A 21096-nucleotide genomic window follows, 5' to 3' on the forward strand; every position below is an offset into this window, starting at 1 on the left:
TAGAACGGCGGTCTCAGCCGTCGAGGAACTCGCCATCCGCGAACCCGAGTTCGTCGTGTTCGGCCAGCATATCTTCGAGATCCTCCTTGATCGACGTTGCGAGCACGGTCAGTTCCTCGTAGCGGTCGTCGTCTTCTAGCTCGAATCGGGGCTTCGAGCCTTCGAGCGTTCGTAGCTTCGATTTGAGTCGGAAGTACTCGTTGAGACGCATCTCGTAGGAGTCCAACAACAGTTGGGCCTCGACCACGTCACGGATCTCCTCCCCAGTTACGGGCTTGATGACGTACTCGTCGAAGGGCATGTCGACGATGTCGAAATCGGGGTCGGCGGCGGTAACCATCACGACTCTCCCGCTGTACCCCTCGGCTCTGATCCGGTCGAGGAGTTGATCGCCCGGTAGTTCCGGCATCCGTCGGTCGAGAAGTACGACGTCGAACTCGTCGTCGATCAGTTCGAGCGCTTCGGCACCGCTGTAGGCTGTCTCTACTCGGTACGTCGTCTGAAGATGGGACGCGTAGAGGTCAGCCAACCGTTGCTCGTCGTCGACGACCAGGACGGACGCTCCCGGATCTGCCGTCGTCTCCATCATCGGAGAGTTTGGCCTGATATGACAAGTAACCATGGGCACTACGGACCTGCTTCATTCAGAGGGCCGAGCGTTTGTCGGGGACCAATCTTATATTAGGCACCATACGTAATAGCCCACTTAGTCGGTAGCTACCGAACCCGTCACAGGGCTACCAACGACGACCAGGGGTGCGAAACTCTCGGTAGCACACAGGGTGCAGTACTGAAAAACATGTTAGGGATACACGAAATCGCCGGGATCATCCACCGACGCTGGGACTGTCTAGATGCCATCGTCGAAGCACCGGGACCGAAAGGAGAACTAGTCGACCGTCTCGATACCCCACGATCCACGCTCGACGACATCGTCCGCGAACTCGAGGGGGCAGGCCTCGTCGCCTACGAGGAGGGTAAATGGCGTGCCACCACCGTCGGTCACTATGCCCACGATAGCTATGGCCGATTTCTCGGGTCACTGGACGGTGTGCAGGCGGTCGGAGACATCCTCGCTCCGCTCTCGGACGCCGAGAGCATCGCGCCAGCCATGCTGAACGGTGCCGTCGCACACGAGGCAACGGACCCGGTGCCGGATGCGGTCGTCCAGCAGTTCATCACGCGCATCGGCGACGCCGATCGGATCAGGGGCTTTGCCCCCCGGGCAGTGTCAGGCTACGCCGATACGGTCCCCGAGCAGGCGGCGGAGACCGACACGACCGTCGAACTGGTGATGACCGAGGATATCTACGAGCAACTCACGACGCTGTACCCGCCCGACAACCGGCCGGCTGCCCAGCGGGAGTCGCTACGGGTCTTCCACGGACCGATTCCGTACGAATACGGCCTCTGGATCGGCGACGACTCTCACGCGGGCCTCGTCGTCTACACCGACCAGGGTATCAATGGCCTGATTATCAACGAGTCCGACGCCGCCGTCGAGTGGGCGACCGAGCAGTACGAGCAGGTCCGCGAACGAGCAACGCCGGTCACCGAGCAAGGGGCCTACGACACTACTCGGTGACGACCTCACAGAGGGGGAGAAGGCTGTTAAGACCGGACGTCGAACGACGACGTTATTTCGGGATTTGAACTCGATGGCAAACGTGAGCGTCAGCGAGCGTTTGCGTAGTTCAAATCCCAGCACGGATGCTTCGCTCGTCACCACTGTTCCTCGCAGAAGCGGTGGGGCTGGGATTTGAACCCAGGAATCCGTGAGGATACCTGCTCTCAAGGCAGGCGCAATAGGCCGCTCTGCCACCCCACCACAACTACCAGTATACGGGCGGGCGGTTAAGACCTAACGGATTCCACCGATACTCACTCGCGAGTCAGTACTGCGTCTCCATCCTTCTCAGTGACGTAGAGTCCAAGTTCGTCGAGATGTTCCGTCGTGTACTTCGGGACGACGCGCTGGGCCGTGACGCGCGAACGGATCCGCGACCAGAGCGTCAGGAGGTCGTCGCCGTCTTCGAGCAGCGGGAGCGACTCGATGAACTCGATATCGTGACCGGCATCGCTACCGCGCGTCGAGAACGTTTCGAGGGCTGGCGTGCGGTAGACGTCCTCGAAATCGACCGGTTCGGTGAAGCCGGCGAAGTAGACTCGACCGCTCGACGCCGGACCGAGCACGAGTTCGTTGGTTCGGAGTTTCATCGCCGCGCTGTCGATATGTGCCCGACCGAGCAGCGGCGCGGCCGGATCGGCGATCGCCGCGGAGCGGACGCCCTCCTCGTCGAGGAGGTGAGTGATGGTGTTCCCGACGCGTGCGGCCCGGTTCGACCCGACCTGCACCTCGAAGCGGATCTCGCCGATATCCTCGACTGCCTCGGCGGCGAGCGCGCGAAGTTCGGCCTCGGGGCCGGCGTCGTACCGATCCGGCAGGTCCGCCGCCGCGCGGTAGTTGACGAGTGCTTCGCCCCCACTCGCGTCGATAGCGCGCACGACGTCTTTGAACATCGCCGCGTAGAGGTCGGCGGCCTCGTCGGCCGACAACGGCGACGTATCGGGGAGATCTTTCAGCACGAGTTCAGGGCGAGGCAGCGTCGCGGGAACGGCAACCACGGTCATACTACGCCATACCGGCCAGTCGGTTTTAAACCTCGCCGTTCGATCCGTCCTCGTGTCGTTCCGCCGGTGTTTAGGTAGACCCGGTCCGGACGTGTACACATGGATCTGTTCGGGACGGCAGGGATACGAGGACCAGCTCGCGACCGGGTCACGCCGAAACTCGCACTTTCGGTCGGGCAGGCGGTCGGCAGGTATATTCGAGAGAGCGAGACCGGAACACCGCCGGTAGTGACCCTCGGTTGGGACGGCCGCGAGACCAGCCAATCCCTCGCTGCCGCCGTCGAGGCTGGCCTGACCAGCGGTGGCGTCGATGTGCTCCGGGTGGGCGAACTGCCGACGCCGGGACTTGCCTACTGTTCGCAGGGGCGCTACGGCGTCATGATCACCGCAAGCCACAACCCGCCGACAGACAACGGTATCAAACTCTTTACCGACGGCGAGGAGTTCGACAGCGCCGCGGAGGGACGGATCGAGCGACTCGTCACCGACACCAGTGAACCGACCGAGTGGACCGAGTTCGGGACGACGCGAACCGCCGACGAACTGGCGACCTACCGCGACCGGATCACCGAGTACGCCGCCGAGACGCTGGGAGGGGCCGAGGAACCGCTCTCTGGCGTCTCAGTCGTCGTCGATTGTGGGAACGGCGTGGCGAGCGTCGCGACGCCGCAAGTGCTCCGCGCGCTCGGTGCCCACGTCGTCACCCTGAACGCGAACGTAGACGGGACCTTCCCCGGCCGCGAGAGCAAGCCGACCCCCGAGACGCTCGGCGATCTGCGTAGATTCGTCCGCGACGGCGACTTCGACCTCGGTATCGGCCACGACGGCGACGGCGACCGAATCGTGATCGTCGGGCCGGACGGTGATGTCGTCCACGAGGATACTATACTCGCCGTCCTGGCGCGTCACTACGTCAAAGCGAGCATGAACGAGGATCCTGTCGTCGTCACGACGCCGAACGCCTCCGCCCGAATCGACGAGGCGGCCCGCGATCAGGGCGGTCGGACCGAACGGGTTCGACTCGGTGCACTGCACGAGGGCATCGCCCGCGAGCGCGACGCCGGAACCGACGAGACCGAGGTCGTCTTTGCTGCAGAGCCCTGGAAACACGTCCACACGGCACTTGGCGGCTGGATCGACGGCGTCGCCAGTGCCGCCGTGCTCTCCGGCCTCGTCGCGGAGGCCGGCGACGTGGCGACGCTTATCGAACCGATCACCGAACGTCCCTACCGGAAGGTCAGCGTTCCCTGTCCCGACGGGGTCAAATCACAGGCGATGGAGCGAATCGAACGGGAACTCCCCGAACAGTTCCCCGAGGGCGACGTCTCGACCGAGTACGGTGTCCGCATAGAGTTGCCGGACGCGTCGTGGGTGCTCGTCCGTCCCAGCGGCACGGAGGAGTACATCCGGTTTTATGCCGAGAGCGACGATATCGATGCTCTGGTCGAGACGACGCGGGGCGTCGTCGAGGAGTGCATCGCAGCGAGCGAGTAGACCGCCGAACTGGACGTCCCTTACTCTCTGCCGCAGGCTACTTGTGACTACTCCGTCTACTCCGCGCCATGGACGACCTGATCGAACTCGCCCGCGAAGCGCGTGAGGCGTCGTACGCACCCTACTCCGAGTATGCGGTTGGCGCAGCGCTCGAAACGAGCGACGGCACGCTCTTTACTGGCTGTAACATCGAGAACGCGAACTACTCGAACAGCGTTCACGCCGAGGAACTCGCGCTGTCCGAAGCGGTCCGGGAGGGCTACCGGGAGTTCGACCGGATAGCCGTCAGTTCGAGCGAGGAAGACGGCGTGACTCCGTGTGGGATGTGCCGGCAAAGCCTCGCCGAGTTCTGCCCGGAGGACCTCGAAATCCTGTGCGACGAGGGCGATACCGTCTCGGAGTATACCCTCGGGGAACTGATCCCGAACACGATCCACCGCGGAATGCTGGAGTAGCGTTCGACACCGGGCTATTTACTGGCTGGCAAGAAACGTCGGTTTATGAGCGACGAGACAGACGACAGCGCGACCGGGGATGTCGGCGTCCCCGGCGACAGCGAGGATCCGAACGACGAACAGCAGTACCACCTCGAAGTCGGGCCGGACGACGTCGCCGACGCGGTCTTGCTGCCGGGCAACCCCGAGCGCGTCCCGACGATCACCGGCTTCTGGGACGACAGCGAGGAGGTCGGCCGCCACCGCGAGTACGTCACCTCGACGGGACAGTACGAGGGAGCGTCGATCAGCGTCACCTCGACGGGAATCGGCTCCCCATCGACGGCCATCGCGGTCGAGGAACTGGCCAGGACCGGCGTCGAGACGTTCATCCGGGTCGGCTCCTGTGGCGCGCTCCAGCCGGAGATGTCGGTCGGCGACCTGATCATCACGACGGGCGCAGTCAGACAGGAAGGGACCAGCGACGAGTACGTCCGGGAGGACTACCCCGCGGCCGCGGACCACGAGGTCGTTTCTGCGCTGATCGCCGCCGCTGAACGGCTCGGACACACGTATCATACCGGCGTGACGATGAGCGCCGACAGTTTCTACGCCGGGCAGGGACGACCCGGCTTCGACGGCTTCGAGGCCGCCGGAAGCACTCAACTGATCGACGATCTACGCGAGGCCAACGTCGCCAACATCGAGATGGAGGCCAGTGCGATCCTGACGCTGGCGAACGTCTACGGGCTGAGAGCAGGTGCGGTCTGTACCGTCTACGCCAACCGGGAGACCGGTGAGTTCAGGACTGAGGGGGAGGCTAGAGCCGCGGAAACGGCGTCGCTGGCGGTTAAACTGCTGGCGAGGATGGACCGGATCAAGGCTGAGCAGGATGTCGACCGCTGGCACGCCGGACTGTCGCTATAGGTCGCTCCAGGCCTCTCTGGCGCGGGACCAGGAGGTCAGATCCGCGATCCAGCGGGCGGCGATGAACTTCTTGAGCGTCTGTGCGGGCACCGAGCCAAATGTCTCGATGGGCATGTACATGACGTCGCTTGCAACGGCGTCCTCGCCGACCGAGATGACCGTTCCTTTGTCGTGGTGTGTCCAGGTCTTTAGAGGCCGATTATTGACCGCTCGGGCGAGGTTCTCACCGGCGACTTCCGCTGCCTGCCAGGCCGCCTGAGCCGTCGGCGGCGCGGGCTGGTTGCCCTGTTCGATGATCGCGCTGTCACCGATCGCAAAGACGCGGTCGTCGCTCGTCTCGAACGTCGACTCGGCGTTGACACGATTGTGCTCTTTCTCGACCTCCGCATTGTCGAGTGCGTCGCGCCCGGTGATACCGCCGGTCCAGACGAAGACATCGTAGTCGATCGGTTCGCCCTCGTCGAAATGGATCGTCGCCTCGTTGGCTTCCGTGATCGGGTCGTCCGTCATAATTTCGACTCCGGCCTCTTCGAGTTCCTCCCGGAGTGCCTGCTGGATGGCGTCCGATCCCGACGGGAAGATATCTTCGAGGGCTTCGACGAGCGTGATCTCGATCGGCGCGTTGTGGATGTCGCGGAACTCCGCGACCTCACCGGCGATCTGGATGCCCGAGAGTCCGGCACCGCCGACGACGACGTGGGCGGGATCGTTTCGGGTCGCATCCTTGGCGGCGGCCGTAACCTGCTCGTGGATCTCCAGCGCGTCGTCGAGACTCTTGAGCGTCAGGGAGTGCTCTTCGAGGCCGGGAATGCCGTAGTACGCAGTCTGGCTTCCCAGTGCAACGAGCGCGTAGTCGTAATCGACCGTCTCCCCGTCGGAGAGTTCGATCTCTCGGTCGTCGACGTCGAGGCCCGTGACTTCTTCCTGAATAAACTCCGTTCCTGGAGATTTGATCTCGTCGACAGGGATCTTGATGCTCTCCTGAACTGCTGGGTTGCGGATACAGCGATGGGATTCGTGTAGAACGAGATGATAATCGGTGTCCGAGATCCAGACAATATCGGCAGTGCCACTCAGCTCTTTTTCGAGTTGTTGTACTGCGCCAGCGCCCGCATAGCCGGCACCGAGTACAACGACCGTGTCCGTCATGGATGCTACTCAGCAACCCTTGGATACAAACCCTTTGCATCACAGTTTGGGTAGTGACAATGTACCATAGGCTGTCCGGAAACTCGAAACGCAAAGAGAGAAGAAAGCGCTAGTGCTCGGGCTCTTCGGCCGGAGCGACCATCTCGTTCAGCTGGAGGATGAGGATATTGTTGGTGTCGTCTTTCCCGTCAACTGTTCCTTCGATGAGCAGTTTCGAGAGCGGCGTCGGACCGACGGTGACGTCGTCACCCTCGTGGATGTCCCGCGACGAGCCCTGGAGGTGGATCTCGGCGCGACAGAGTTCGGGGTGATGGACGCTGCTGAGGTTGATCTCGCTAATGTTTGCTTCTTCGACCGGTTCGCCCTCGTGTGCGAGGGGTACGGAGGCCGGTTCGTCCATTCGCTGGATGTCGAGCGCCTCGAACGCGGTAGCCGTCGGCTTGTAGCCGCCTTTCGGTCCGGGTACACCCTCGACGAGTTGGAGTGCTTTCAGACTCTGCATCTGGTTACGGATCGTCCCCGGGTTGCGGTCGACCTCGTCCGCGATATCTTCTCCTTTGACTGCGTCTTCGGTCTCCCCGTGAAGGTTGACCAGGGCAGTAAGGATGGTCTTCTGGCTGGGAGTCAGTTCAATCGATGACATAGCCAATTATTCGGAACAGATCCTCTTAAATGCGGCGAATAGCACCGTTATCATTTCGAATATAGTAGCGTCAATTCAAAAAAATAATCCATCTAGGATGCACGTCAAACAGACGTTGTACTTTCCGAATAGCGTCCCGGTTGCGGCTAGTTCGTCAATCGTGCAGTCGATGTCCGGTCGACTTCGACGTTCGCCGCGATCCGTTCGGGGAGCGAGACTGTCCCTCCGCCCACCTGTACGGTCACCATTCCGAACGGTGCGATCTCATCGATCGTTAGTTCCACGCCGGGATCGATGTCGTGTTCCGACAGATACTGCAGAACCGAGGGGTCACGGTCGCTGATCCGGTCGACGACCACGCTGTCACCCTCCTCGAACTCGATTAGCCCACGCCCGTCGCGCTCGACGGGGGGTTCGAGTTCGGCGTTGGGAATCGGGTCGCCGTGTGGGTCGACCTCCGGGTCCCCGAGTGCCTCGACGACGCGCTCTTCGAACTTCTCGCTGATGTGGTGTTCGAGGCGGTCGGCTTCCTCGTGGACCTCGCTCCAGTCGTAATCCAGTTCGTCGGTCAGATACGCTTCGAGCAAGCGGTGGTGGCGGACGACTTCCAGTGCCACCCGCTCGCCCTCCTCGCTCAGTTCGACACCCTTGTACTTCTCGCGCTCGACGAGACCCCGTTCGCTCAGTTTGTCGATCATACTGGTGACAGTCGGGGACGTAACGTCGAGATACTCAGCAATCTCCGAGGTCTTGATCCGGCCGTCTCGCTCTTGCTGGAGGTGGTAGATCACCTTCAGATAATCCTCCATGACGTCGCTGAGCATCATCGTTGCAGTAATTAGACGTGGCTAACTTGTATATCTACCGTCAGGGCAACCATCGCTAGACGGGTCTTTTCACGACAGTACTACTAAATCGCCGGTTTGTGTAAAACCGTGTATGAAACGCACCGTTCGGATTATCGGCGCACCGACGGACTACGGAACCAACAGGCGTGGTGTCGACATGGGGCCGTCGGCGATCAGATACGCCGGGCTAGTTGACCAACTCGACGCCTCCAATCGACAGACGACCGACGTTGGCGACCTCTTCGTGGCCCGAACGGCCGCCGAGGACGAGCGAACCACCGACCCGAACGCGCGCCATCTCGACGAGACGCGGGAGGTCTGTGAGCGCGTCAGCGCCGAAGTAGGCGACGCTGTCGACGACGGCGAGATACCGCTTCTTCTGGGCGGCGATCACTCCGTCGCAATCGGCACGGTCAACGGTGCCGCGCGTGACTCGGCGCTTGGCGCAGTCTGGTTCGACGCACACGGCGATTTCAACACGCCCAGCACCACACCATCAGGGAACGTTCACGGTATGCCCCTCGCCGCATTGCTGGGCCACGGCGAGTTCGAATCGATGGAGTGGGCCAGAACGGAGGGACTCAGCGAGGAAAACGTCGCACTCGTCGGCGTCAGAACCCTCGACGAGAACGAACGCGAGCACCTCCGTGAGAGCGATATCACCGTGTTCACCATGTCCGATATCGACACCCGCGGACTCACGGACGTCGTGCAGGAAGCGCTGGATATCGCGACAGACGGGGTCGATGGGTTCCACGTCAGCCTCGATATGGACTGGCTAGATCCCCAGATTGCACCGGGCGTCGGAACGCCAGTCCGCGGGGGCGTCACGTATCGGGAAGCACACGCCGCCATGGAGCAGGTCGCGGCGCGGGACGATGACGGGTCCACGCTTCGCTCTATCGAAGTAGTCGAGGTCAATCCGATACTGGACGAACAGAACGAGACCGCAGACCTCGCCACCGAGTTGGCGACGAGTGCGCTCGGCAAACGGATCTACTAGTTTACTCGCCGTCGCTGGATGGGAGCACGTCCACGCTCGCGACGGCGTCGTCATCATCGACTTCCATCACCGTCACGCCCATCGTGTTCCGGCCGACTTCGGAGATGTCCGCGGCAGGGATCCGCATGATCTGGCCGCGTTCGCTCATCAGGACGAGATGGTCGTCCGGACTGACGGACTTGACAGTCGTCACCGGCCCGTTACGCTCGCCGGTCTTGATGTCGATAAGCCCCTTGCCGTACCGTGACTGGGTACGATACTCCGATAGCTGGGTCCGCTTCCCGTAGCCGTTTCGGGTGACGGTCAACAGCGCGTTCTCGTCGTCCTCGTCGGTGGCGACGAGGCCGGCAACGGCGTCGTCCTCCTGTAGCTTGATACCGCCGACACCGCGGGTGTTCCGACCCATCTTCCGGACGTCGTTGACGTCGAAGCGGATGGTCATCCCGCCCTCGGTCGCCAGGACGATATCCTTGGAGCCATCCGTCACTGCGACGTCGACGAGTTCGTCGCCGTCTTCCAGGTTCGCCGCGATGATCCCCGTCGAGAGGACGTTCTCGAACTCCGTGGCCGCGGTCCGTTTCACGTAGCCGTCCCGAGTACAGAGTGTCACGCACTCGTCGGACTCGAAGTCGTCCGTCGCCACGACGGCGGTGATCTCCTCCTCGTCGTCGAGGTCGATGAGGTTGATCGCGGACTTCCCGCGGGCAGTCCGGCCCATCTCGGGGATCTCGTAGGCCTTTAGCTGATAGACCTGTCCGTGGTTGGTGAAACAGAGTAGGTAGTCGTGGGTGCTCGCGCGGAACACCTTCGACACCCGGTCCTCGTCTTTGACGTCCGCGCCGATGATCCCCTTGCCGCCGCGACCCTGGGGATCGAAGTTGGCGGCGGGCATCCGCTTGACGTAGTCGTCTTCGGTGATAACGACGAAGACGTCCTCCTCGGCGATGAGGTCCTCGTGGGTGACCGTCCCGACGTCCTCGACGATGCTCGTCCGCCGGTCGTTCGCATACTCGTCTTTGATCTCTCGCAGTTCGGTCTTGATAACCTCCAGCAGTTCGCTTTCGTCCTCGAGGATCGTCTCCAGTCGCTCGATGGTCTCCTGGACGGACTCGTGTTCCCGCTTGATCTCCTCGGCTTCGAGCGAGGTCAGGCTACCGAGTTGCATCCGGACGACGTGGTTTGCCTGCTCCTCGGAGAACTCGTACTGTTCGCGTAGTTGGGCTTTCGCCGTGTCGCGGTCCTCGGAGTTCTGGATCGTTTCGACGACGTCCTCGACGTGTTCGAGCGCGTGGAGTCGGCCTTCGAGGATGTGTGCACGGTCCTCCGCCTCGGCCAGGTCGTACTCGCTACGGCGTCTGACGACCTCCTTGCGGTGGTCGACGTAGTGTTCGAGCGTTTCCTTGAGCGTCAGGACTCGTGGCTGGCCGTCGACCAGCGCGAGGTTGATAACGCCGAAGGTCCGTTCGAGGTGGCTTTCGAGTAGCTGATTCTTGACGAGGTCGACGTTCGCGCCGCGCTTGCACTCGATGACGACGCGGACGCCGTTCCGATCGGACTCGTCACGCAGGTCGCTGACACCCTCGATCTTTCCTTCGTTGATGTCCTCGGCGATCCGCTCGACCATTCGCGCCTTGTTCTCCTGGAACGGGATCTCGGTGACAACGATCCGGTCGCGGCCCGTGTCGGTCTCCTCGACTTCCATCTCGGCACGCACGCGAAGTCGCCCGCGGCCGGTAGAGTACGCCGAATAGATCGCGTCGCGGCCGACGATGTTCGCGCCGGTCGGGAAGTCCGGGGCCTTGATGTGTTCCATTAGCCCGTCGACTCCGACGTCGGGATTGTCGATCAGTTCGACCGTCGCGTCGATGACCTCCCCGAGGTTGTGCGGCGGGATGTTCGTACTCATCCCGACTGCGATCCCCGAAGAGCCGTTGACGAGCAGGTTCGGGAACGCGGAGGGCAGAACCTCCGGTTCGGTTAGCCGGTCGTCGTAGTTGGGCTTGAAGTCGACAGTGTCTTTGTCGATGTCTTCGAGTAACTCCTCGGCAAGCGAGTCCATCCGCGCCTCTGTATACCGCATGGCTGCGGCCGGGTCACCGTCCATCGAGCCGAAGTTACCCTGACCGTCGATAAGCGGATGTCGCATCGAGAAGTCCTGTGCCATCCGGACCAGCGTGTCGTAGATCGCCTGATCACCGTGGGGGTGGTAATCACCCATCGTCTCTCCGATAACTGAGGAGGACTTGCGGTGCGAGGAGCCGCTGCTGACTCCCATCTCGTTCATGGCGTAGAGGATCCGCCGGTGGACGGGTTTAAGCCCGTCTCGGACGTCCGGCAGCGCGCGGCCCGCGATGACGCTCATCGCGTAGTCGATGTAGCTCTGCTCCATTTCGTCTTCGACGCGAACGCGCTCTACGCGAGCGGCGTCGGCGTCTGCGTCTGCTGGATCGGGAACGTCTGAACTCATACTAGAACCTCCATTAGATGTCTACCCACTCTGCCTCCGGCGCGTGTTCCTTGATGAACTCCTTGCGTGGCTCGACGGCGTCGCCCATCAGGACCGAGAACATCTTGTCCGCGGCCGCAGCGTCCTCGATATTGATCTGCTTGAGGACGCGGTTTTCGGGATTCATCGTCGTCTGCCAGAGCTGTTTCGGGTTCATCTCGCCCAGTCCTTTGAACCGCTGGACCTGCGTGGGGTTGCCGTTACACTTCTCCTCGACGATCTCCTCGCGTTCGGCCTCGGTCATCGCGTCGTAGGTGTTGCCGTTGTACCGGATGCGGTACAGGGGTGGCTGTGCGGCATAGACGTAGCCGGCTTCGAGCAGCGGCTTCAGATGCCGGTAGAACAGCGTTAGCAGTAGCGTCCGGATGTGCGCGCCGTCCACGTCGGCGTCGACCATGAGGATGATCTTCTCGTAGCGCACGTCCTCGATGTCGAACTCGTCACCGATCCCCGCACCGATAGCGGTGATCATGTTCCGGATCTCGTCGTTTTCGAGGATCCGGTCGAGGCGGTGCTTCTCGACGTTCAGAATCTTCCCACCGAGGGGAAGGATCGCCTGAAACTCGGGATTACGGCCCTGTTTGGCACTGTTGTGCACGAACACCCCCGATTCGAGAGCGAAGTTATGGGTTCCGGGTACTTCAATATCGTAGACATCCTCGGTCACATCAAGTTGTTCGACGGATTGGACAGTGTGATTATGGGATTCGACAGCCTCTATCATCGCCGACTCGTCCTCGAAGAACTTCTCGATAGTCGTCGCTTTGGTCAGGACATTCGGATCGTCCTCCTCTCGTCGTAACTTGTCATAGTTTTCGAGAGATCCTTTTGATTCGAGAATCTCCTGCATGAACGGGATGGTGTTCTCGTAGTAGGTTTCGTTGTACGCTTCCATCCGTTGTTCTCGGAACTCCTCGGTCCACTGCTCCTCAGTCTTCTGACTTCGCCACTCCAGAAGTTCTTCGTCGTCCCACTGCTCAAGTGCTTCTTTTCGTCGCTTTTTTACTGCCTCTGGGTTGTTCTGGAAGTACTCTTTCACACGGTCGGACTGTTCCTTTCGGTTTTGCTCGTCCGACCAGTACTCTCGTGCTTCCTCTGTGAGACGTTGGTGGACCCGCTCTCTATAGTCAGGGTTATTATCGTAGTACTCTTGCCACGCGTCCATCATATAGGCCTTGTACTCGTCGTCTTCCCACTGTTTTTTGGCCTGTTCGCGTAGGATCTCAACCGTTTCATCTCGTTGCATCCGCTCGCTCATCATCGCCCGGAACTCCTCGGATTGTCGTAATTCTCGGAGCTTCTCCCACACTTCCTCCGTGTGAAGCGTCTCCGCCGCGTGTTCTCGGTGAAGCTCCATGTGTTCGTCATGCGAGAGCCGTTCTATGTTGTCAGGGCGGTTGTTTCGCTTATCGAAGTCGACGTGATGTTTATGATCTCCTTCATCCGGGCTGTAGGTTCCGTTTTCAAGATTGAACCGATCAGCGAGCAAGTGGGTGAACTCCCAGAAGTCACGCATGACTGGCTGTTTTACCATCTCGTAGCCGTCAATGGTGATGTTCTCTTTATCCGTATCGGACGCCTTCCGGTACAGAGGCATCAGAGACTGACCCGCATCGAGGTCAGCAGCCTCACAGTAGCTGCCGTCTCTGAGCATGAACTCGTGGTCCGGGGTACATCGAATTGACTCGCCATTGTCCAGCGTGACTTCGACAAGCTCAGCATCTTCTTTCGTGACGCGGGGGTGTTCGACCCGACCGATGCCGATTTTCCCGTCGTCCTCGACTGTGTAGCAGTAGTGGCGTCGGCCGTTCTCGTACTCCTCGACGAGTTGCTCGAATGAGACTGAACGTCCTGAGGCCAGTGCAACTTCAGTATCACCGGTAAAGCAACCGCCGGCGCTGTCGCCCTCCACGATGAACAGTTCGGAGTCCTCGGGGTCGCGGCTCTGGCAGTCGGCCAGTTTGCCCGGCAGCGCGGTCGATTCGAGCGCGCTCTTGCGGCGTGTCAGCTCTTCGGCCTTCTTGGCGGCTTTCCGCGCTTTGGCCGCTTCGACGGCCTTCGAGACGACGGCTTCTGCGGTGTCCGGGTTCTCCTCGAAATACGTGCCGAGACCGTCGTGCACCGTTCCCTCCACGATCCCACGGACCTCGCTGTTACCGAGTTTCGTCTTCGTCTGCCCCTCGAACTGCGGGTCGGGATGTTTGATCGAGACGACTGCGGTCAGACCTTCGCGAATGTCGTCGCCTTTGAGGTTCTCGTCGAGGTCTTTGAGCAGGTTGTTCTCTTTCGCGTAGTCGTTGACGATCCGCGTCAGCGCCGTCTTGAACCCGGTCAGATGGGTTCCACCCTCTCGCGTGTTGATGTTGTTCGCGAAGGCGTGGATCGATCCCTGTAGTTCGTCGGTCGCCTGCATCGCGACCTCCACCTGGATATCGTCCTCTTCGGCCTCGAAGTAGATGATGTCCTCGTGGAGGTTCGTCTTCGTCTCGTTGAGATACTCGACGAACTCGCGGATGCCGCCTTCGTAACAGAACGATTCCTCGCCCCCGTCGCGGTCGTCCTGCAGTGAGATTTCGACGCCGGAGTTGAGGAAGGCGAGTTCCCGGAGCCGATTTGCGAGGGTCGAGAACTCGAAATCCCCGGTCTCGAATATCTCGTCGTCGGGCCAGAAACGGATCTCCGTTCCGGTCTCCTCCGAGGGTTCCAGATCGCGTACGCGCTTGATATCGTACTCGGGTTCGCCGTGGTCGAACCGCTGTTTCCAGACGGCACCGTCACGGCGTACCTCGACTTCGAGCCACTTCGAGAGGGCGTTCACGACGCTTACGCCGACGCCGTGAAGCCCACCGGAGACCTGGTAGGACTTGTTGTCGAACTTCCCGCCGGCGTGGAGGACGGTCATGATGACCTCCAGCGCTGGCCGGTCGTGCTTCTCGTGAGTATCGACCGGGATCCCACGACCGTCGTCGCGGATAGAGACCGACTCGTCGTCGTGGATCGTCACCGTAATCGAGTCACAGTGGCCCGCAAGTGCCTCGTCGATGGAGTTGTCGACCACCTCATAGACGAGATGATGCAACCCCCGAGAATCTGTAGAACCGATATACATCGCAGGGCGCTTTTGGACAGCCTGGAGTCCTTCGAGGACCTGTATCTGTCCAGCGCCGTACTCCGTTTCATTGGACATTAAAATCTACTTTCCTCTAGTCTTTCGGGGGTGATAAAGTTCACGTACGCGCGCGAGCGCGCTCGGCCAGCAGGTTTAAACAGGAGGCGTATGCTCTGCTTACCGCCCGGTGTTTGGCGTGTAATCGGATCTTTCGAACGAATCCCACCCGATTCCACTTTCACTCCGCTAACGAATGGGTTTTATTTCCCCCACCGCTAACCGTTCCGTAATGACCTCGTTTCAATCGACGCTCGGCGAGGACGAAGGGATCGCCGAAGAACTGGCCGAGAGCCAGCGAGCGATCTCTATCGCCGAGTTCTTCGAGAAGAACAAGCATATGCTCGGCTTCGACAGCGGTGCCCGCGGGCTCGTCACCGCCGTCAAAGAGGCGGTCGACAACTCGCTCGACGCCGCCGAGGAGGCCGGCATTCTCCCGGACATCTACGTCGAGATTCAGGAATCGGGCGACTACTACACGCTCATCATCGAGGACAACGGTCCCGGTATTACCAAAGAACAGCTTCCGAAAGTCTTCGGAAAACTGCTGTACGGCTCCCGGTTCCACAAGCGAGAACAGAGCCGCGGTCAGCAGGGGATTGGAATCTCCGCGGCAGTACTTTACTCCCAGCTCACCAGCGGCAAGCCGGCGAAGATCACCAGCCGAACGCAGGGTTCGGAGGAAGCCGAGTACTTCGAACTCGTCATCGACACTGACACCAACGAGCCGGAGATCCGGGCCGAGGACACGACCTCGTGGGATCGGCCACACGGCACGCGGATCGAAATCGAGATGGAGGCGAACATGCGAGCGCGCTCACAGCTTCACGACTACATCAAGCACACTGCAGTCGTCAACCCGCACGCACGCGTGGAGCTAAAAGAACCGCAAGAACACTTCAAGTTCGAGCGCGCCGAGGAGGCCGAACTGCCCGCCGAGACCGAGGAGATCCGCCCCCACCCCCACGGCGTCGAACTCGGGACGGTGCTGAAGATGCTTCAAGCGACGGACTCACACTCCATATCCGGATTCCTCCAGAGCGAGTTCACCCGCGTCGGCAAGAAGACGGCCGACAGCGTTATCGACGGCTTCCGCGACCGACACTACGGTCGCGAGATGTCGTGGACACCACCCCAGACCCACGAGGCTGGCATCGCCGACGCAGTCGTGGACGCGACCAACGGCAAAAGCCCGGCCGCGACGGAGGCGTTCGGAGAGGCGGTCGAAGCGGAACTCGACGACGAAGAGCGGATCGCCCACCACACGGTGGTCGCCGCAGTCCGCGAGGCCGCGACCGAGGTCGGCAACGGCCACGATACGACCCTCGGCGAGACGGTTCGCGAGAACGTCGTCGAGGCAGTCTGGACCGTCGTCACTGACGGACGGCTACCGGACGAGAGAGCCGAAGACGACGAAAGCGAGGGAACTGGACGGCGCGCAGCCGACCTCTACACTATCGTCGACGACGCGACGAGTACGCGCAAGGACGACGCGACGATCAAGGGAATCGCCGACCGCCTGGCCTCGAAGTTCGCCGACAGCGACGATTTCCGCGACCGGACGACCTACGACGAACTGAACCGGTACATGGACCGCTCAGCGGACATGCTCGAAGAGCACAGCGAGGCGACGTTCGGCGGGACAGCGCGCGAGAACGTCGTCGAGGCGGTCTGGGATCGCATGCAGACCGTGCCTGACGACCCGCCGAAGGTCTCGGCTATCGCGGACAGCCGTGACACGGCAAGCGAGCTACTAGAGGCGATGCGCGCGGCGAACATCATGTCGCCGCCGACGAACTGCCTCTCGCCGATCACCGATACGCTGGTCGAGGCCGGACTCCGCAAGGAGTACAACGCCGACTTCTACGCGGCGGCGACGCGGGACGCCGACGTCCATGGTGGCGACCCGTTCATCGTCGAGGCCGGCATCGCCTACGGCGGCGACCTGACCGCCGAGGGGAAAGCGGAGGTGCTTCGGTTTGCCAACCGCGTCCCACTGGTCTATCAGCGTGGCGCGTGTGCGACGACCGACGTCATCAAGAATATCGGCTGGCGGAACTACAACCTCGATCAGCCGGGCGGCAACGGCGTTCCGAACGGCCCCGTCGTGATCATGATCCACGTCGCCTCGACGAACGTTCCGTTCACGAGCGAGTCCAAGGACGCCATCGCCAACGTCCCGGAGATCGAAGACGAGATCGAACTCGCCATCCGCGAGGCGGCCCGCGAACTCAAGAGCTACCTCAACAAGCGCCGCTCGATGGAGAAACGGAAGAAGAAACAGGACGTCCTGGCGGATATCCTGCCCGAGATGGCCGAGAAAGTCTCCGAAGTCACCGACCAGTCGGCGCCGAACTTCGACGACGCGCTGGCCCGGATTATGAACAACGTCCTCGTCGACCGAGCGGTCGAGGGCAACGGCAACGCCAGCACGGTGAACCTGACAATAGAAAACAACTCGAACACGAACGAATCGATCGAACTGACAGACATCGTGACGGCCGAGCCCAGCAACCTCCCCGACGACGCGACCGTCGTCGAGATGGACGGCGAGTGGTTCGTCAAGTGGTCGCCGACGATCAAAAGCGGCGACGAAGCCACGCTATCGTATGCCACGGATCCCGATGCCACGTTCGACGTGACGGTAGAGGGCGTCGAAGACGCGAAACTGACGGTGAATGACCAATGAGTACTGACAGCAACACGGAAGCCCAGAAGAAACTGATCGACCTCGCCGCGGAGTTTTACGACCAGTTCGACCGCGGAGAGATCCCGACGATGAGTCTGCCGACCCGGACCAAGACCAACATCGAGTACGACGAGGACTCTAACGTCTGGGTGTACGGCGACCGCGAGAGCACCCGCTCTGCCAACAGCATCCGCGGTGCGAGAAAACTGCTGAAGGCGGTCTACACCATCGAGTTCCTCAACAACCAACTCGAAGAGGATCGCTCTTCGACCCTGCGTGAACTCTACTACCTCTCGGAGTCCTGGGACAGCGACGAGGCCCAGTTCTCCAGTCAGGACGAGTCCAACCAGATGATCGAGGACCTGGAGATCGTCTCGGAGGTCACTCGCGAGGACTTCCACATGCGTCCCGAGGAGTCCGGCGCGACGGTCATGGGGCCGCTCCACATCCGCGAGCAGACCCGCCGCGGCGAGCGCAAGATCCACTGCCAGAAAGACGTCGGCGAGGGGGGCTACCAGATCCCGAACAACCCCGACACGATCGAGTTCCTCGACTGCGACGCCGACTTCGTCCTCGCCGTCGAGACCGGTGGTATGCGCGACCGCCTCGTCGAGAACGGCTTCGACGAGGAGTACAACGCTCTGATCGTCCACCTCAAAGGCCAGCCAGCGCGGGCGACCCGCCGGCTGATCAAGCGACTGCAAGACGAACTCGGCCTTCCGGTGACGGTCTTTACTGACGCCGACCCGTGGTCCTACCGGATCTACGGCTCCGTCGCGTATGGCTCGATCAAGTCCGCCCACCTCTCGAAGTATCTGGCGACGCCGGAAGCGCAGTTCATCGGCGTCCGCCCCGAGGACATCGTCGAGTACGACCTGCCGACCGACCCACTTTCGGACTCCGATATCAACGCCCTGGAGAGCGAACTGGAGGACCCGCGCTTCCAGACGGAGTACTGGAAAGAACAGATCGAGATCCAGCTCGATATCGGCAAGAAGTCCGAACAGCAGGCGCTTGCCTCGCGCGGTCTTGACTTCGTGACGGACACCTATCTCCCGGACCGTCTGGAAGAGATGGGGATGCTATAGACTTTTTACGATTCGTCCAGCGCGACGGGCAGGCCCCGCTTTGCCAGATCGACCACAAACGCGTCCGAGTCCGCCTCCAGCGCCCCGAAGGTGTTGTAGTGGATCGGTAGCGTGAGGTCCGGGTCGAGTTCCTCGGCGAGATCAGCCGCGCTGTGGCGGTCCATCGTGAAACTCTGGCTGATAGAGGGCAAGAAGACGTCGACATCTAGCTGCTCGTGGCCCTCCAGCACGTCCGAGTCCCCCGGCCAGAAGACGGTCGTATCGCCGAACGTGAGGTGATAGCCCACGCCGAACCCCTCGGGATGGATCGGCTCGCCGCTCGCGTCGACGTTCGGGCCGTCCGGCCTGTTGTACGCCGGTACTGTCCTGACGATCACGTCGCCGAGTAACTCGTCCGTGTGTTCGTCGACGCGCAAGACGTCGTAGGGCAGATCCTGCAAGCGCTCGACGTCGCGGCCGATTCCCGGTGCGTACACTGCATCGTAGGCGACGACCGTCGCGTCTTCGTCCGCCACGCGGCGAATCCCGTCGGAGTTGTAGTGGTGGTCGTGGGTGATACAGACGAGGTCGCCGTCCTGCGCATCGTACTCTCGGGCCGGCGGGTGGCCGACGTCCCGCCCCTCGGGCGTCCATTCGCCGGTCAGGACGCCGTAGCGGCCGGGATCGAGGTAGACGACCGTATCGTCGTGTTCGATCCGAACGGTCGCGTAGCCGAGCCAGTCGATAGTGAGGTCGCCGTAGGTAACAGTCATAGTTGGACGCTAGTCGACTGGATCGTTAAGCGTTCGGCTTCCGGCGTTCGGTCAGGGCTCAGTCTGCAAGCCGTTCGACCCGTTCTAGACTATCCGCGTCGTGGACGTCGATATCGTCTCTGACGCCGACGAACCGGGGGAAACGGAGCGCGTAGCCCGAGGAGTACGTCGGCGAGGACTGGATCTCCTCGTAGCCGACCTCGAAGACCACTTCGGGGTCGATATCGACGCTCTGGCCGTCCTCGCCGCGCATGTGCGGTTCGAGCAGGTCCGTCAGTTCCGCGAGTTCCTCGTCGGTGATACCCGTGGCGACTTTTCCCAGCGTCTCGTAGCCGCCTGCGGTCCGGGCCGATAGCAGGAACGTGCCGAGGAAGGTGGCCCGTCGCCCCTCGCCCCACTCCGCGCCGGTAACGACGAGGTCGAGCGTCTCGACGTCCGGTTTGCGTTTGAGCCAGTGCTTGCCGCGACGGCCCGGCGAGTACGTCGAGTCCGGATCTTTGAGCATGATCCCCTCGTGACCGGCCGCCAGCGCCTCGCTATCGATTGATTCGATCTCGTCGGGATCGTCGGTAATTTCGAGCGTGGAGCGCTCCGGGCCGTCGCCGAGCAGGTCGGCAACCCGGTCGTGACGCCGGGAGAGCGGTTCTTCGAGCAGGTCCTCCCCGCCCGCGTGCAGACAGTCGAAGAAGGACGGCCGGACCGTCACGTCCTCGCGTGCGGCCTCGATATCGTGCTTGCGCCGGAACCGCCGGAGCACCTGCTGGAACGGGAGCGGGTCGCCGTCCGCGTCGATGGCAACCACCTCCCCGTCGAGGATGACCGGTTCGGCGAGACGGTCCTCCGCGAACTCGACGACCTCCGGAAGCGCGGCGGTGACGTCCTCCATGTTCCGCGAGAAGACGCGGGTCGTCGTATCACGCTTGCCCTCGATTCCGTTGGGGTCGTAATGCAACTGGACGCGCGCGCCATCGTACTTCCACTCCACGGCGGCTTCCTCCCACTCCTCCAGCGCGTCGGTGACTGACCCGGCCTGTGCGAGCATCGCCTGTACGGGGCGGCCCAGTTCCAGCGTGATCTCTTCGAGTCCCTCGCCCCCCTCGTCGCAAGCGACCTCTGCGACCAGACCGTAATCGTTCGAGACCTGCAGGGCGCGCTGGACGTCCTCGACGGGCACGTCGAACGTCGACGCGATGGCGTCCCTGACAGCCCCTTCGCCGACGCCGATCCGCATCTCCGAGAGGACGATCCGGGCGAGATAGCGCGCCTCGATCGGCTCACAGCGGTTCAGGAGGCCAAAGAGGAGATCTATCTTCGTGTCCTGACTCCCGTCGCCGGAGACTGCTGCGAGCGTCTCCAGTTCGTCGGCTACCTCGCCGACCGTCAGGGCATCCTCGTCGCCGCCCGCACCGAACGACGCGAGGCCGCGCTGGCCGCCGAACTCGTAGCTTGTCGCGACGGCACCGATCTCACCGACATCGGCTAGCGTCGACTCGACGTCGTCCGCGCCGACGTTTCGTCCGGCGGCTCTGGCGATTGCCTCGTAGAGGTAGTTCGGACCGATGTCGAGCGTCGTCGAGTCCCACGCCGGGAAGACGCGACCCTGCACGAACCGGGCGATCAGCGGGAGGTCGTCGTTGCCGGCCGCGAGCAGGTCGGTCACCAGCGAGACGATTTCGAGATCCGCTGGCTCCTCCTCGATCCGTTCGGCGTGGTCGGCGAACTCCCTGAACTCCATCGCCAGCCGGTACGCCCGTCGGTGTTAAAAA

The 21096-nt window shown here is 62.0% G+C and carries 16 protein-coding genes and 1 tRNA gene; 7 read left to right on the forward strand and 10 right to left on the reverse strand.

Translation table 11 applies throughout. The features are described 5' to 3' along the window. Positions 1–13: 13 nt before the first annotated feature. A complete protein-coding gene (locus tag ACFQL3_RS08460; protein WP_377053233.1) occupies positions 14–589 on the reverse strand; it encodes a response regulator in 576 nt (191 codons plus the stop codon). A 210-nt stretch (positions 590–799) separates the two neighbouring features. On the opposite strand from ACFQL3_RS08460, the gene ACFQL3_RS08465 reads away from it, so the two are divergent. Continuing rightward, the gene (locus tag ACFQL3_RS08465; RefSeq protein ID WP_377053235.1) at positions 800–1585 is read left to right on the forward strand and encodes a helix-turn-helix transcriptional regulator; all 786 of its coding nucleotides are present in this window, start codon (positions 800–802) and stop codon (positions 1583–1585) included. A gap of 159 nt (positions 1586–1744) precedes the next feature. Here the strand turns inward: ACFQL3_RS08465 and ACFQL3_RS08470 are convergent. Then, positions 1745–1828, reverse strand: a tRNA-Ser gene (locus ACFQL3_RS08470). 53 nt (positions 1829–1881) lie between these two features. Further along, positions 1882–2631: a hypothetical protein gene (locus ACFQL3_RS08475; RefSeq protein ID WP_377053237.1), complete on the reverse strand. Its 750-nt coding sequence runs from the start codon at positions 2629–2631 to the stop codon at positions 1882–1884. Positions 2632–2730: 99 nt separating this feature from the next. Here ACFQL3_RS08475 and ACFQL3_RS08480 point away from each other — a divergent pair, with 99 nt between their 5' ends. The 3 genes from ACFQL3_RS08480 (at position 2731) to ACFQL3_RS08490 (ending at position 5486) form a co-directional block, all read left to right on the forward strand. After that, complete coding sequence (locus tag ACFQL3_RS08480; protein WP_377053239.1) at positions 2731–4125, forward strand: phosphomannomutase; 1395 nt, start codon at positions 2731–2733, stop codon at positions 4123–4125. A gap of 68 nt (positions 4126–4193) precedes the next feature. Beyond that, positions 4194–4580 carry a cytidine deaminase gene (gene cdd / locus ACFQL3_RS08485; RefSeq protein WP_377053241.1) on the forward strand — a complete coding sequence of 129 codons (387 nt, stop codon included), beginning with the start codon at positions 4194–4196 and terminating at the stop codon, positions 4578–4580. A 45-nt stretch (positions 4581–4625) separates the two neighbouring features. Beyond that, on the forward strand, positions 4626–5486 hold the full coding sequence (locus ACFQL3_RS08490; RefSeq protein ID WP_377053243.1) for a nucleoside phosphorylase: 861 nt from the start codon (positions 4626–4628) through the stop codon (positions 5484–5486). Here the strand turns inward: ACFQL3_RS08490 and ACFQL3_RS08495 are convergent. The 3 genes from ACFQL3_RS08495 to ACFQL3_RS08505 all read right to left on the reverse strand — a co-directional run bounded on the left by ACFQL3_RS08495 (position 5481) and on the right by ACFQL3_RS08505 (position 8105). After that, on the reverse strand, positions 5481–6635 hold the full coding sequence (locus tag ACFQL3_RS08495; protein ID WP_377053245.1) for an NAD(P)/FAD-dependent oxidoreductase: 1155 nt from the start codon (positions 6633–6635) through the stop codon (positions 5481–5483). The two genes, ACFQL3_RS08490 and ACFQL3_RS08495, sit on opposite strands and share 6 nt — an antisense overlap. Before the next feature lie 109 nt (positions 6636–6744). After that, positions 6745–7278, reverse strand: coding sequence for a TrmB family transcriptional regulator (locus ACFQL3_RS08500; RefSeq protein ID WP_377053247.1), 534 nt, complete (start codon positions 7276–7278; stop codon positions 6745–6747). A gap of 146 nt (positions 7279–7424) precedes the next feature. Continuing rightward, on the reverse strand, positions 7425–8105 hold the full coding sequence (locus ACFQL3_RS08505; protein ID WP_377053249.1) for a metal-dependent transcriptional regulator: 681 nt from the start codon (positions 8103–8105) through the stop codon (positions 7425–7427). A gap of 112 nt (positions 8106–8217) precedes the next feature. Here ACFQL3_RS08505 and rocF point away from each other — a divergent pair, with 112 nt between their 5' ends. Beyond that, complete coding sequence (gene rocF, locus ACFQL3_RS08510) at positions 8218–9129, forward strand: arginase (protein WP_377053251.1); 912 nt, start codon at positions 8218–8220, stop codon at positions 9127–9129. Between the two features lies 1 nt (position 9130). On the opposite strand, the gene gyrA is transcribed toward rocF, so the two are convergent. Beyond that, a complete protein-coding gene (gene gyrA / locus ACFQL3_RS08515) occupies positions 9131–11596 on the reverse strand; it encodes a DNA gyrase subunit A (RefSeq protein ID WP_377053253.1) in 2466 nt (821 codons plus the stop codon). A gap of 13 nt (positions 11597–11609) precedes the next feature. Then, positions 11610–14822, reverse strand: coding sequence for a DNA topoisomerase (ATP-hydrolyzing) subunit B (gyrB, locus tag ACFQL3_RS08520; RefSeq protein WP_377053255.1), 3213 nt, complete (start codon positions 14820–14822; stop codon positions 11610–11612). Between the two features lie 211 nt (positions 14823–15033). Between gyrB and ACFQL3_RS08525 the strand changes: the two genes are divergently transcribed. Both ACFQL3_RS08525 and ACFQL3_RS08530 read left to right on the forward strand, forming a co-directional pair. Then, a complete protein-coding gene (locus tag ACFQL3_RS08525; RefSeq protein WP_377053257.1) occupies positions 15034–17490 on the forward strand; it encodes a DNA topoisomerase VI subunit B in 2457 nt (818 codons plus the stop codon). Then, positions 17487–18578 carry a DNA topoisomerase IV subunit A gene (locus ACFQL3_RS08530; RefSeq protein WP_377053259.1) on the forward strand — a complete coding sequence of 364 codons (1092 nt, stop codon included), beginning with the start codon at positions 17487–17489 and terminating at the stop codon, positions 18576–18578. The genes ACFQL3_RS08525 and ACFQL3_RS08530 overlap by 4 nt, the downstream gene beginning before the upstream one ends. 5 nt (positions 18579–18583) lie before the next feature. Here ACFQL3_RS08530 and ACFQL3_RS08535 read toward each other — a convergent pair whose 3' ends face one another. Then, on the reverse strand, positions 18584–19330 hold the full coding sequence (locus ACFQL3_RS08535; protein WP_377053261.1) for an MBL fold metallo-hydrolase: 747 nt from the start codon (positions 19328–19330) through the stop codon (positions 18584–18586). 58 nt (positions 19331–19388) lie between these two features. Continuing rightward, on the reverse strand, positions 19389–21065 hold the full coding sequence (ligA, locus tag ACFQL3_RS08540) for an ATP-dependent DNA ligase LigA (protein WP_377053263.1): 1677 nt from the start codon (positions 21063–21065) through the stop codon (positions 19389–19391). Positions 21066–21096 lie beyond the last annotated feature (31 nt).

This window comes from Natronoarchaeum sp. GCM10025321, from assembly GCF_042663585.1.
Taxonomy (GTDB): domain Archaea; phylum Halobacteriota; class Halobacteria; order Halobacteriales; family Natronoarchaeaceae; genus Natranaeroarchaeum.

Excerpts from the sequence above, each read along its gene's own strand:
- ACFQL3_RS08480 (WP_377053239.1), top strand. The coding sequence starts at position 2,731 with ATGGATCTGTTCGGGACGGCAGGGATACGAGGACCAGCTCGCGACCGG.
- gyrA (WP_377053253.1), bottom strand. The coding sequence starts at position 11,596 with ATGAGTTCAGACGTTCCCGATCCAGCAGACGCAGACGCCGACGCCGCT.
- ACFQL3_RS08475 (WP_377053237.1), bottom strand. The coding sequence starts at position 2,631 with ATGACCGTGGTTGCCGTTCCCGCGACGCTGCCTCGCCCTGAACTCGTG.
- ACFQL3_RS08525 (WP_377053257.1), top strand. The coding sequence starts at position 15,034 with ATGACCTCGTTTCAATCGACGCTCGGCGAGGACGAAGGGATCGCCGAA.
- ACFQL3_RS08495 (WP_377053245.1), bottom strand. The coding sequence starts at position 6,635 with ATGACGGACACGGTCGTTGTACTCGGTGCCGGCTATGCGGGCGCTGGC.
- rocF (WP_377053251.1), top strand. The coding sequence starts at position 8,218 with ATGAAACGCACCGTTCGGATTATCGGCGCACCGACGGACTACGGAACC.
- ACFQL3_RS08535 (WP_377053261.1), bottom strand. The coding sequence starts at position 19,330 with ATGACTGTTACCTACGGCGACCTCACTATCGACTGGCTCGGCTACGCG.
- ACFQL3_RS08500 (WP_377053247.1), bottom strand. The coding sequence starts at position 7,278 with ATGTCATCGATTGAACTGACTCCCAGCCAGAAGACCATCCTTACTGCC.
- gyrB (WP_377053255.1), bottom strand. The coding sequence starts at position 14,822 with ATGTCCAATGAAACGGAGTACGGCGCTGGACAGATACAGGTCCTCGAA.
- ACFQL3_RS08460 (WP_377053233.1), bottom strand. The coding sequence starts at position 589 with ATGATGGAGACGACGGCAGATCCGGGAGCGTCCGTCCTGGTCGTCGAC.
- ACFQL3_RS08465 (WP_377053235.1), top strand. The coding sequence starts at position 800 with ATGTTAGGGATACACGAAATCGCCGGGATCATCCACCGACGCTGGGAC.
- ACFQL3_RS08505 (WP_377053249.1), bottom strand. The coding sequence starts at position 8,105 with ATGATGCTCAGCGACGTCATGGAGGATTATCTGAAGGTGATCTACCAC.
- ligA (WP_377053263.1), bottom strand. The coding sequence starts at position 21,065 with ATGGAGTTCAGGGAGTTCGCCGACCACGCCGAACGGATCGAGGAGGAG.
- ACFQL3_RS08490 (WP_377053243.1), top strand. The coding sequence starts at position 4,626 with ATGAGCGACGAGACAGACGACAGCGCGACCGGGGATGTCGGCGTCCCC.
- cdd (WP_377053241.1), top strand. The coding sequence starts at position 4,194 with ATGGACGACCTGATCGAACTCGCCCGCGAAGCGCGTGAGGCGTCGTAC.
- ACFQL3_RS08530 (WP_377053259.1), top strand. The coding sequence starts at position 17,487 with ATGAGTACTGACAGCAACACGGAAGCCCAGAAGAAACTGATCGACCTC.